We start from the raw sequence: 11,896 nt of genomic DNA on the forward strand, positions 1-11,896 counted from the left end.
CGCGCCTGACTGCCCTAGTCGGCCTATCCAATCAAGCGCCCAATCCGCTCGACCAGCCCGATCGAGGCGAGGTCGTTGAGCGTCACGAACAGGAAGAAGGCCGCCAGCAGCGCGAGCCCGCCGCGAAAAGCCCATTCCTGCGCGGCATCGCTTACCGGACGCCGGCGGATCGCCTCGATGGCGTAGAACAACAGGTGTCCGCCATCGAGCATCGGGATTGGCAACAGGTTGATGAAGCCCAGATTAATCGAGATGAGCGCGGCCAGCCCGACCGCAGCTTCCCACCCCAGCGCGGCCTGCTGCCCCGACACTTGCGCCATCTTGATCGGCCCGCCCAGTTGCTCGACCGACAGCGTGCCGAAGATGATCTGCCCGAGCCCGTCGACCATCCAGCCCAGCAACACCCAGACCCGCTCGGCCCCGAGCACCAGCGCCGCGAGCGGCCCCATCGTCCGCCGTTCGCCGAGCGCCTGCGTGATGCCGAGCCGCCCGATCTCATGCTCCTGCCCGTAGGCGTCGGTCTCGATGTGCGCGTCGAGCCGCACGGTGCGCTCGAACACCGCGCCGTCGCGCTCGAAGGCGATCGGCACCTCGGCGCCGGGGCGCAGGATGACGGTGCGCGTGATCGCGTTGAAGTCGACCGTCTCGCGCCCGTCGATCGACAGGATGCGGTCGCCTTCCTCGAGCCCCACGCTCGCCGCCGGCGTGTCGGGCTCGACCCCGCCGACCACCGCGGGCGCCGGCTGCAGCGTGCCGATGGTGGCGAAGAAGGCCGCGAAGATGAGGATCGCGATAAGGAAATTGGCCATCGGCCCGGCGAGCACGACAAGGAAGCGCTGCCACACCGGGCGGTTGTGGAAATGATCGGGGTCGGTGTCGCCCCGCTCGGGGCGGCTCGCCGCATCGGCATCGCCCGCAAACTTGACATAGCCGCCCAGCGGCAGCCAGCCGACCTTCCAGCGCGTGCCGCGCCGGTCGTTCCAGCCGACGATCTCGCGGCCGAAACCGATCGAGAAGGCCTCGGCCTTGATCCCGAACAGTCGCGCCACGCCATAATGGCCGAGCTCGTGGAAGAAGACGAGCGGGCCGAGCACCGCGACGAAGGCGACGAGGATGAACAGCAGGGAGGGCTGCTCCATCATGCCGCCAGCCTCGCCACGCGCTCGCGCGTCATCGCCCGCGTCGCGGCGTCGATCTCGAGCAGCTGCTCGATCGATTGCGGCGCCCCCGGGTCGCTCGCCGCGAGCACCGCCTCGACGGTCGCGGCGATGTCGGCAAAGCCGATGCGCTCGTCGAGGAAGGCGGCGACCGCGACCTCGTTGGCCGCGTTGAGCCGCGCCGGCGCGCTGCCCCCCGCCTCGAGCGCCGCGCGGGCAAGGCGCAGCGCCGGGAACCGCTCGGGATCGGGCGCCTCGAAATCGAGCCGCGCGATCGTCGGCAGGTCGAGCCGCTCGATCGCCGTTTCCATCCGCTCGGGCCACGCGAGGCAATGCGCGATCGGCACGCGCATGTCGGAAGGCCCCATCTGCGCGAGGATCGAGCCGTCCTGATATTCGACGCAGCTGTGCACCACCGACTGCGGGTGGACGACGATGTCGATCCGCTCGCTCGGCAGCCCGAACAGGTGGTGCGCCTCGATCAGCTCGAGCCCCTTGTTCATCATCGTCGCGCTGTCGACGCTGATCTTGGCGCCCATCGACCAGTTGGGATGCGCGACCGCCTGCGCCGGCGTCTTCACCGCCATTTCGGCTGCCGACAAGGTGCGGAACGGCCCCCCGCTGGCGGTCAGGATTAGCCGCTCGACATGGTCACAGCGACCATCGCCAAGACATTGGAAAATCGCATTGTGTTCGCTGTCGACGGGCAGGATGGTGGCGTTGGCGCGGCGCGCCGCGCGCATCATCAGTTCGCCCGCGCTGACGAGGCTTTCCTTGTTCGCGAGCCCCACCGTGACCCCGGCCTCGAGCGCCGCCATCACCGGCTTCAGCCCCGCGGTGCCGACGATCGCGGCGATCACCAGGTCGGCCTCGCGCGCCGCCTCGCACAATGCGTCCTCGCCCGCCTCGGGTCGGCAGTCGCTGCCCTCGAGCGCCTGCGCCAGCGCGGGCCGGAGCGCCGGGTCGGCGATGACCGCGCGCGCGGCCCCGGTGCGCCGCGCGATGGCCGCCAACTGCTCGACATTGGACGCCGCGGTCACCGCGACCACGTCGAAGCGGTCGGGGGCGGCCTCGACGAGGTCGAGCGTGGAGGAGCCGACCGACCCGGTGGCGCCGAGAATCGCGATGCGTTTGGTCACAACCACCCCATATACACGGCAACGCCGGTCAGTGTCGCCACCACCAGCAATCCGTCGAGCCGGTCGAACACCCCGCCGTGCCCCGGCAGCAGCGTGCCGCTGTCCTTGACCCCGGCGCGCCGCTTCATCGCGCTTTCGAACAGGTCGCCTGCCTGCGCCGCCACCGCCATCGGCGGGCCGAGCCAGTAAAGGAGCGATGCCAGCCCCTGCGACCAGGCCCACAGGCCGCCGAGCAGGCCTGCGGCCAGCATGCCGCCGAGCAGTCCTTCCCACGTCTTGTTGGGGCTGATCGCCGGCGCCAGCTTGGTCCGCCCCATCGTCTTGCCGAAGGCATAGCCGCCGATGTCGGTGGCCCAGGTGACGATAAACACCCAGATCAGCAGCGCGAGCCCGATCCCCGACTGCTCGCGGATCAGCAGCAGCGCGAGCGCGGGAATGAGGCAATAGAAGAACCCGCCGATCTTCCAGCCGACGGACCAGCCGGTCACGATCCGCGACCATTCCCAATAGACCGCCGTCGCCGCCGCCGCGACCAGCAGCGCGAAGGGCATGCCCCCGACCCACGCCACCCCGAGCGTGATCAGGATCATCGCCACCCCGGCGATGGTGCGGACCACCAGCTCGTTCATCGCCCGCCGAACCGGCGTTGGCGCCCGGCGAACTGGTCGAGCGCGCCGTTGAAGGCGTCGGCATCGAAATCGGGCCACAGGAGGTCGAGGAACACCAGCTCGGCATAGGCTGCCTGCCACAGCAGGAAGTTGGACAGCCGCATCTCGCCCGAGGTGCGCACGAGCAGGTCGAGCGGCGGCAACTCGGCCGTCTGCAGCACCTTCTCCACCGCCGCGACATCGATCGCCGCCGAGTCGATCACCCCGTCGACCGCCTCCTGCGCGAGGATCTGCGCGGCGCGCGCGATTTCCTGCTGGCTGCCATAGTTGAGCGCCACGTTGAGCGTCAGCTTGTCATTGTCGGCGGTCTTCGCGGCGGCGAGCTGGAGCCGCTCCCACAGCTCGGGCCCGAAGGCGCTCGGCTCGCCGATGAAGCGCAGCTTCACCCCCTCGCGCGCCAGCTCGTCGAGCTCGCGCTCGAGGTAGAAGCGCATCAACCCCTTGAGGTCGGTGACCTCTTCCTCGCTGCGTCGCCAATTCTCCGAGGAGAAGGCATAGAGCGTCAGGCACTCGACCCCCGCGACCACCGCCGCCTTGAGGGTGCGCCGCACCGCCTCGGCGCCCTCGCGGTGACCGGCGACGCGGGGCAGCCCCCGCTTCTTCGCCCAGCGCCCGTTGCCGTCCATGATGATGGCGACATGGCGCGGCACGGCGCCGCCCCCGCGAGCGGTGGCGGCAGCATCGGGGGCGATCGCCTCGCTCACTGCTTGAGGATTTCCGCTTCCTTGTCGGCGGCGACCTTGTCGATCTCGGCGATCTTGTCGTCGGTCAGCTTCTGCACCTCGGTCTCGTGGCGCTTGCGCTCGTCCTCGCCGAACTCGCCGCCCTTTTCGTCGGCCTTCAGGGCGTCCATCCCGTCACGGCGCACGTTACGCACCGCGATTTTGGCCTTCTCGGCATATTGGCCGACCAGCTTGGCGAGCTCCTTGCGGCGCTCCTCGGTGAGGTCGGGGAGCGGCAGCCGGATGAGCTGCCCGTCGACCACCGGATTGACGCCGAGGCCCGCCGCGCGGATCGCCTTCTCGACATTGCCGATGTTCGACTTGTCCCACACCTGCACCGAGATGAGGCGCGGCTCGGGGACCGAGACGGTCGCGACCTGGTTCAAGGGCATGTTGGCGCCATAGACCTCGACCTGCACCGGATCGAGCAGCGCGGTCGAGGCGCGCCCGGTGCGCAGCCCCGACAGGTCGCTCCTGAGATTGTCGACCGCGCCCTGCATGCGGCGCGTCAGGTCGCCCTTGTCATATTGTGCCATGTTCTACTCCTCGTTCTTGACGATCGTCGCGGTCCCGCCGCCATCGAGCACCTTGGTCAGGTTGCCCTCGTCGCGGATGTTGAAGACGACGATCGGAATGTCATTGTCGCGGCACAGCGCCACCGCGCTGGCGTCCATCACCCGCAGGTTGTCGGCGAGGACGCGGTTGAAGCTGAGGCTGTCGTAGCGGCTCGCGCCCTCGACCTTCTTGGGATCGGCATCGTAGACGCCATCGACGCTGGTGCCCTTGAACAATGCATCGCAGTTCATCTCGGCAGCGCGCAGCGCGGCGGTGGTGTCGGTGGTGAAGAAGGGGCTGCCGGTGCCGGCGGCGAAGATCACCACCCGGCCCTTTTCCATGTGGCGCACCGCGCGGCGGCGGATATAGGGTTCGCACACGGAGGCCATCGGGATCGCCGACTGGACCCGCGTGTCGACCCCGACCTGCTCGAGCGCGTTCTGCATGGCGAGCGCGTTCATCACCGTCGCCAGCATCCCCATGTAATCGGCGCTGGCGCGATCGATCCCCTGCGCGGCGCCCGCGATCCCGCGAAAGATATTGCCCCCGCCGACCACGATGCACAGCTCGTAGCCCTGTTCGCGCGCCCGCTTGATCTCGCCCGCGACGCGGCCGGTGGTCGCGGGATCGATCCCGAACTGCCCCTTCCCCATCAGCACCTCGCCCGACAGCTTGAGCAGAATGCGGTTGAATTTGGGGCGGGACATGAAGGCTCCTCTCGCGGCGCGTGTTGGGGAAGGCTCTTAAGGGGCCGGGCAGCCCAAGCCAAGTCTTTTGCGGGCATCAAAAAGGGCGGGAAGCCGGAGCCTCCCGCCCTTTGACTGGTCATCGAAAACGAACGGCTCAGGCGCCGGCGGCCGCGGCCACTTCGGCGGCGAAGTCCGATTCTTCCTTCTCGATGCCCTCGCCGAGCTGGAAGCGCTCGAAAGCGACGAGCTTGATCTCGCTGCCCGCTTCCTTGCCCGCGCTCGCGACCACGTCGGCGACCGGGGTCTTGTTGTCCATCACGAACAGCTGCGACAGGAGCGCGTTTTCCTTGGCGAACTTCTTGATCGAGCCCTCGACCATCTTCTCGGCGATATTCTCGGGCTTGCCGCTTTCCATCGCCTTGGCCTTGGCGATCTCGCGTTCGCGCGCGATCATCTCGGGGTCGAGATCCTCGGCGGTCAGCGCCAGCGGGTTGGCCGCCGCGATGTGCATCGCGATCTGCTTGCCCAGCGCTTCGAGCGTGGCGGTGTCGGCAGCGCTCTCGAGCGCGACCAGCACGCCGATCTTGCCCAGACCCGGCGCGGCAGCGTTATGGACATAGCTGACGACGGCGCCCTGCGGGACCGAGACCGAGGCGGTGCGACGCAGCGACTGGTTCTCGCCGATGGTGGCGATGTTGCTGGTCAGCTTTTCCTCGACGGTGCCACCACCCGGGTAGCTCATGCCCTTGACCTTCTCGATGTCGCCATCGGCGTCGAGCGCGAGGACGGCGACGTCCTTGACGAAGGCCTGGAAGGTGTCGTTCTTGGCGACGAAGTCGGTTTCCGAGTTGACCTCGATGACCGCCCCCTTGGTGCCGTCGACGGCGACGCCGACGAGGCCCTCGGCGGCGGTGCGTCCCGACTTCTTGGCGGCGGCGGCAAGACCCTTGGTGCGCAGCCAGTCGACCGCGGCTTCCATGTCGCCATCGGTCTCGGCGAGCGCCTTCTTGCAGTCCATCATGCCCGCGTTGGTGCGGTCGCGAAGTTCTTTCACCTGGGCGGCGGTAACGGCCATGGGAAACGTCCTTTCAGTAGCTGAAGCAAGGGGGAAGGATCGGCGATGCCGGCCCCTCCCCCGAGTTGTGTCGGCCGCCGGCGCACGCAGCGCGCGCCAGCGACGAAATCGTTACGCGGTCGCGTTCTCGACCGGCGGATTTTCCATCGCGCCGACGTCGACGCCGCTGTTGGCGACCTCTTCGCCGCGGCCCGCATTGGCGGCGGCCGCGACGGCGTCGCAGTAGAGACGGATGGCGCGGCTGGCGTCATCGTTGCCCGGAACCGGGAAGGCGATGCCGCTCGGGTCCGAGTTGCTATCGAGGATCGCGATCACCGGGATGCCGAGCACGTTGGCTTCCTTGATGGCGAGGTCTTCCTTGTTGGTGTCGACCACGAACATCACGTCGGGCAGCCCGCCCATGTCGCGGATGCCGCCGAGGCTCTTCTCGAGCTTGTCGCGCTCGCGGGTGAGCTGGAGGACTTCCTTCTTGGTCAGCCCGGCGGTGTCGCCCGACAGCTTTTCCTCGAGGCTCTTGAAGCGCTTGATCGAGTTGGAGATGGTCTTCCAGTTGGTCAGCATGCCGCCGAGCCAGCGGTGGTTGACATAGTGCTGGCCGCACGCGGCGGCGGCTTCGGCGATCGGCTCCGAGGCCTGCCGCTTGGTGCCGACGAACAGCACCTTGCCGCCACGCTCGGTGGTCGCCTTGACGAAGTCGAGCGCGCGCGCGAACAGCGGGACGCTCTGCGACAGGTCGATGATGTGGACGCCGTTGCGCGCGCCGAAGATGTACGGCTTCATGCGCGGGTTCCAACGGTGGGTCTGGTGGCCGAAGTGCGATCCGGCTTCAAGCAACTGCTGCATGGTGACGACGGGGGCCGTCATATCTCTTCTCCTATCCGGTTGTGCCTCGGTGGGTCCTGTCACTCTTGCGAGCACCGGTATGGTGGTCCCACCTGCGAGATGGGGCGCGGACTAGGCGAAAAAGCGTCCCCGATCAACCCCCTAGGCGCGGCCCCGCGCGGCGCGAGAACAAAAAGGGGCCAAAGGGTATTGACTTGGCCGGAACAAAAGGTGATCTAGGCACGAGAACGGAGCGAGAACAGCGCGCCGAGCAACAGGGGAAACGCCATGATCGTCGGACTTTTCTTCGCCGCCCTCCTCGCCGCCTTCGCGGCGGGCGTGCGCCATGTCGCCGCCACCGACGGCGGCAAGATCGTCGCCGCCTTGTCGGGGCACAGCCGGCCCGACCCGGTCGCGCTGCCCCCCGCGCGCGTCGTGACGATCAGCTGGCAGCGTCCGCGGCGCCCGCGCTCGTCGCTCGCCGCCGCCGCTTGACCCGCGCGTAGCTGGCGATGCTGAAGGGCACCAGCAGCAGGTAGCCCGCGCAGATCACGAGCAGCGTGAACCACGGGTTGGTGATCAGCGCCGCGGCGAGCAGCCCGACCCCAGCCAGCGCGACGATCCGATAGCTCGGCTTGAGGCGCAGCGAGGACCAGCTGTAGGTCGCCACGTTGGAGATCATCAGCATGGCGATGAACAGCGCCCAGGGCATCACCACCACCCAGTCGCGAAAGATTTCCTGCCCGCTGACCAGCCACAGGTAGATCGGCACGAAGGCGAGCCCCGCCCCCGCGGGCGCGGGCACCCCGGTGAGGAAGCCCGCCGACTTGTGCGGCTGCTCGTCGGCGTCGATCCGCGCGTTGAAGCGCGCCAGCCGCAGCGCGCAGCAGACCGCCAGCGCGAGCGCGGCGATCCAGCCGAAGCGCGGCGCATATTGCAGGCTCCACAGGAACAGGATCAGCGCGGGCGCGACCCCGAAGGCGATATTGTCGGACAGGCTGTCGAGTTCGGCGCCGAACTTGCTCTGCGCGCGCAGCAGCCGGGCGATCCGCCCGTCCATCCCGTCGAGCACCCCGGCGATGATGATGCAGGCGAGCGCGATCTCCCAATGCGCGATCGGCCCCGCGCCCGCCGCGCTGATCGCATAGCGCACCCCGGTCAACCCGAAGCACAGCGCCATCGCGGTGATCGCATTGGGGGCGAGCGCGCGGAAGGGGAGCCCGCCGTGGCGGGCGGTCACGGGTTCGCCGCTCACTGCGCGCGACCCTCGAGTGCCGGATCGCTGCCGAGCCGCCCGAGCACGGTCTCGCCCGCGATGGTGCGCTGGCCGAGCAGCACGTTCGGCCCCGTGCCCGCGGGCAGGTAGACATCGACGCGGCTGCCGAAGCGGATCAGCCCGACACGCTCGCCCTTGTCGACGATGTCGCCCTCCTCGACATGGGTGAGGATGCGCCGCGCGACGAGCCCGGCGATCTGGGTAAAGCCGATCTTGACCCCGTCGTCGCGCGCGACGAGGATGTGGTTGCGCTCGTTATCCTCGCTCGCCTTGTCGAGATCGGCGTTGAGGAACTTGCCCCGCACATAGGCGATCTTAGCGATCCGCCCGGCGATGGGGGCGCGATTGATGTGGACGTCGAACACGCTCATGAAGATCGACACCCGGGTGTAGTCTCCCGCCTCGAGCAGCCCCTCGCCCGTCAGCTCGGGCGGCGGCGGTCCCTGCTTGATCATCGTCACCAGCCCGTCGGCGGGGGCAATCACCAGCGCGGGGTCGGTCGGCGCGACGCGCACCGGGTCGCGGAAGAAGGCCGCGACCCACACGGTCAGCCCGACGAACAGCCAGGCGAGCACGTCCCACACCCAGCCATCGAACAGGAACAGGAGCAGCGTGACCGCGCCCGCGATGAAGACGAACTTGCGTCCCTCGGGGTGCACTTCGGGAAAGCGCCACTTGACCGCGGTCAGCTGGCTGTCGGGATTTTCGATTTGTGCCATGCAGGCTCCCCTAGGGCCGATTCCTCACCGAAACAATCCCGTCATCAATGCCTGAACCGCGGGCGCGGTTGCCTATTGGGGCCGAGCGCCTTAGAGCCAGCGCCAAATCCTACCCGCACATCCAACAGGAGCTCCCATGCAGAAGATCAAGGTCAAGAACCCCGTCGTCGAGCTCGATGGCGATGAAATGACCCAAATCATCTGGAAGTGGATCCGCGAACGGCTGATCCTTCCCTATCTCGACATCGACCTCAAATATTACGACCTGTCGGTGACCAAGCGCGACGAGACCGAAGACCAGATCACCGTCGATGCCGCCAACGCCATCAAGAAATATGGCGTCGGCGTGAAGTGCGCGACCATCACCCCCGACGAGCAGCGCGTCGAGGAATTCGGCCTCAAGAAGATGTGGCGCTCGCCCAACGGCACCATCCGCAACATCCTCGGCGGCGTCGTCTTCCGCGAACCCATCGTCATCGATAATGTCCCGCGCCTCGTCCCGGGCTGGACCGATCCCATCGTGGTGGGCCGTCACGCCTTCGGCGACCAGTATCGCGCCACCGACTTCCTCGTCCCGGGCCCCGGTACGCTCACCATGAAGTTCGTCGGCGAGGACGGCGAGGTCATCGAGCAGGAAGTCCACCAGTTCCCGTCCTCGGGCGTCGCCATGGGCATGTACAACCATGACGACAGCATCCGCGACTTCGCGCGCGCCTGCATGAACTACGGGCTCGACCGCGGCTGGCCGGTCTACCTGTCGACCAAGAACACCATCCTCAAGGCCTATGACGGCCGCTTCAAGGACCTGTTCCAGGAAGTGTTCGACAACGAATTCGCCGACAAGTTCGCCGAAGCCGGGATCGAATATCAGCACCGCCTGATCGACGACATGGTCGCCTCGGCGCTCAAGTGGAACGGCAAGTTCATCTGGGCCTGCAAGAACTATGACGGCGACGTCCAGTCGGACACGGTCGCGCAGGGGTTCGGCTCGCTCGGCCTCATGACCAGCGTGCTGATGACCCCCGACGGCAAGACCGTCGAGGCCGAGGCCGCGCACGGCACCGTCACCCGCCACTATCGCCAGCACCAGGAAGGTCGCGCCACCTCGACCAACCCGATCGCCTCGATCTTCGCCTGGACCCGCGGCCTCATGTATCGCGGCAAGTTCGACGACACCCCCGATGTCGTGCGCTTCGCCCAGACGCTCGAGGACGTCATCATCAAGACCGTCGAGGGCGGCCAGATGACCAAGGACCTCGCCATCCTCATCGGCCCCGACCAGAGCTGGATGACCACCGAGCAGTTCTTCGAGGCGATCGTGCAGAATTTCGAAGAACGCATGAAAAGCTGGAGCTAAAGGCGAGTTCGGGCGTAAGCCAAGGCTGATGCCCAGCCAGAAAGCCAAAGCCCGGTTGAATGTCCGCGAGGCCCGCCTCGCGGACATTCCCGGCATCGTCGATCTCGCCGCCCGCGCCTACAAGGATTTCGTCCCCTATACGACGAGCGAGATCCGCGGGCAGATCAACAATTTCCCGCGCGGCTGCTTCGTCGCCGTGCTCGACGACAAGATCGTCGGCTATTGCGCCTCGATGCGCCTGTCCGAACGCTTGGCGCTCGGTCACCACACCTGGCGCGAGATCACCGGCGGCGGCTATGGCGCGCGCCACGACCCCACCGGCGACTGGCTCTACGGCTACGAGATGGTGGTCGACAGCAAGGCGCGCGGCACCCGCATCGGCCGCCGCCTCTACGAGGAACGCCGCAAGCTTGCCGAGGAGCTCGAACTCTCGGGCATCGCCTTCGGTGGGCGCATCCCCCGCTATCGCCGCAACCGCAAGAAGGTGACCGGCCCGCAGGACTATCTCGACAAGGTCGTCGCGGGCGAGATCATGGACCCGGTCATCCGCTTCCAGCTTGCCAACGGCTTCGAACCGATCGGCATCCTCAAGGCGTACCTGCGCGAAGACAGCGCCTCGATGGGGCACGCGGTCCACATGGTCTGGCGCAACCCCTATGTCGATCGCGACGAGCCCAAGAAATTCCGCCTGCCGCGCGGGGTCGAGAGCGTGCGCATCGCCACCTGCCAGCTGCAGGCGCGCGCGGTGAAGGATTTCGACGAGTTCATCGACAATATCCGCTATTTCACCGAGGTCGCCTCCGACTACGAGGCCGATTTCGTCCTCTTTCCCGAGCTCTTCACGCTGATGCTCCTGAGCCCGGAGGAAAAGGAACTGAGCCCCAAGGACGCCATTGAGAAGCTCAGCGAGTATACCCCTCGCATCCGCGAGGCGCTGACCGACATGGCGATGCGCTACAACATCAACATCATCGGCGGCTCGCACCCCACCCGCACCGCCGACGGCGACATCCAGAACGTCGCCTTCGTCTGCCTGCGCGACGGCGCGGTGCACGAACAGGAAAAGATCCACCCCACCCCCAACGAGCGCTACTGGTGGAACATCAAGGGCGGCGACAGCATCGACACCATCCCCACCGACTGCGGGCCGATCGGGGTGCTCATCTGCTACGACAGCGAGTTTCCCGAACTCGCCCGCCGCCTCGTCGATGAAGGCGCGCGCATCATCTTCGTGCCCTTCTGCACCGACAGCCGCCAGGGCTACCTGCGCGTGCGCTATTGCGCGCAGGCGCGCGCCATCGAGAACCAGTGCTTCGTCGTGCTGTCGGGCAATGTCGGCAACCTGCCCAACGTCCACAACATGGACATCCAATATGCGCAGTCGTGCATCCTCACCCCCTGCGATTTCCCCTTCGCGCGCGACGGCATTGCGGCCGAAGCGACCGAGAATGTCGAGACGCTGACGATCAGCGACGTCAACCTCGCCGACCTGTCGTGGGCGCGCGCGGAGGGTACGGTGCGCAACCTCGCCGACCGCCGCTTCGACCTCTACGACATCAAGTGGGATACCCAGCACAGCCACCCGCCCGAGCGGCCGCGCGCCGAACCGATCGGCACCGGCAAGGCGGGGGGCGGCTGATCGCGCTGGAACAATAGGATTTGCGCTGTCACACTCGGCGCGCAAAGCCCCCTCGAGCGACCTGAAGTTCCGCAAGTG

Annotated in this window: 13 protein-coding genes; 3 read left to right on the forward strand and 10 right to left on the reverse strand. The window is 67.4% G+C overall.

Going from position 1 to position 11,896, the window contains the following annotated elements:
- Positions 1 to 23: 23 nt before the first annotated feature.
- The 8 genes from rseP to rpsB all read right to left on the reverse strand — a co-directional run bounded on the left by rseP (position 24) and on the right by rpsB (position 6,869).
- Positions 24 to 1,142, reverse strand: a complete 1,119-nt coding sequence (gene rseP / locus L8951_RS00100) for an RIP metalloprotease RseP (RefSeq protein WP_244380941.1) — start codon at positions 1,140 to 1,142, stop codon at positions 24 to 26.
- On the reverse strand, positions 1,139 to 2,296 hold the full coding sequence (locus tag L8951_RS00105) for a 1-deoxy-D-xylulose-5-phosphate reductoisomerase (protein ID WP_244380942.1): 1,158 nt from the start codon (positions 2,294 to 2,296) through the stop codon (positions 1,139 to 1,141). The genes rseP and L8951_RS00105 overlap by 4 nt, the downstream gene beginning before the upstream one ends.
- Positions 2,293 to 2,925, reverse strand: a complete 633-nt coding sequence (locus tag L8951_RS00110) for a phosphatidate cytidylyltransferase (protein ID WP_244380943.1) — start codon at positions 2,923 to 2,925, stop codon at positions 2,293 to 2,295. The genes L8951_RS00105 and L8951_RS00110 overlap by 4 nt, the downstream gene beginning before the upstream one ends.
- Positions 2,922 to 3,590: a polyprenyl diphosphate synthase gene (uppS, locus tag L8951_RS00115; protein WP_244381660.1), complete on the reverse strand. Its 669-nt coding sequence runs from the start codon at positions 3,588 to 3,590 to the stop codon at positions 2,922 to 2,924. The genes L8951_RS00110 and uppS overlap by 4 nt, the downstream gene beginning before the upstream one ends.
- A gap of 74 nt (positions 3,591 to 3,664) precedes the next feature.
- Positions 3,665 to 4,222 (reverse strand): ribosome recycling factor, encoded by a 558-nt coding sequence (gene frr / locus L8951_RS00120; protein ID WP_244380944.1) that lies wholly within the window; start codon positions 4,220 to 4,222, stop codon positions 3,665 to 3,667.
- 3 nt (positions 4,223 to 4,225) lie between these two features.
- Positions 4,226 to 4,948 (reverse strand): UMP kinase, encoded by a 723-nt coding sequence (gene pyrH / locus L8951_RS00125; protein ID WP_244380945.1) that lies wholly within the window; start codon positions 4,946 to 4,948, stop codon positions 4,226 to 4,228.
- A 136-nt stretch (positions 4,949 to 5,084) separates the two neighbouring features.
- Entirely contained in the window at positions 5,085 to 6,005 is a 921-nt protein-coding gene (tsf, locus tag L8951_RS00130; protein WP_244380946.1) for a translation elongation factor Ts, read from the reverse strand.
- Between the two features lie 111 nt (positions 6,006 to 6,116).
- Entirely contained in the window at positions 6,117 to 6,869 is a 753-nt protein-coding gene (gene rpsB, locus L8951_RS00135; RefSeq protein WP_244380947.1) for a 30S ribosomal protein S2, read from the reverse strand.
- Positions 6,870 to 7,115: 246 nt separating this feature from the next.
- On the opposite strand from rpsB, the gene L8951_RS00140 reads away from it, so the two are divergent.
- A complete protein-coding gene (locus tag L8951_RS00140) occupies positions 7,116 to 7,322 on the forward strand; it encodes a hypothetical protein (RefSeq protein ID WP_244380948.1) in 207 nt (68 codons plus the stop codon).
- Here the strand turns inward: L8951_RS00140 and L8951_RS00145 are convergent.
- Positions 7,270 to 8,082, reverse strand: a complete 813-nt coding sequence (locus L8951_RS00145; RefSeq protein WP_265535921.1) for a CDP-alcohol phosphatidyltransferase family protein — start codon at positions 8,080 to 8,082, stop codon at positions 7,270 to 7,272. The genes L8951_RS00140 and L8951_RS00145 overlap by 53 nt on opposite strands.
- On the reverse strand, positions 8,079 to 8,822 hold the full coding sequence (locus L8951_RS00150) for a phosphatidylserine decarboxylase (protein WP_244380949.1): 744 nt from the start codon (positions 8,820 to 8,822) through the stop codon (positions 8,079 to 8,081). Before L8951_RS00150 ends, L8951_RS00145 begins: the two co-directional genes overlap by 4 nt.
- 136 nt (positions 8,823 to 8,958) lie before the next feature.
- Here L8951_RS00150 and L8951_RS00155 point away from each other — a divergent pair, with 136 nt between their 5' ends.
- Positions 8,959 to 10,179 carry an NADP-dependent isocitrate dehydrogenase gene (locus L8951_RS00155; RefSeq protein WP_244380950.1) on the forward strand — a complete coding sequence of 407 codons (1,221 nt, stop codon included), beginning with the start codon at positions 8,959 to 8,961 and terminating at the stop codon, positions 10,177 to 10,179.
- A 28-nt stretch (positions 10,180 to 10,207) separates the two neighbouring features.
- On the forward strand, positions 10,208 to 11,818 hold the full coding sequence (locus L8951_RS00160) for a bifunctional GNAT family N-acetyltransferase/carbon-nitrogen hydrolase family protein (protein ID WP_244380951.1): 1,611 nt from the start codon (positions 10,208 to 10,210) through the stop codon (positions 11,816 to 11,818).
- Positions 11,819 to 11,896 lie beyond the last annotated feature (78 nt).

Origin of the sequence: Sphingomicrobium astaxanthinifaciens (genome assembly GCF_022865105.1) — a bacterium.
GTDB lineage: Bacteria > Pseudomonadota > Alphaproteobacteria > Sphingomonadales > Sphingomonadaceae > Sphingomicrobium > Sphingomicrobium astaxanthinifaciens.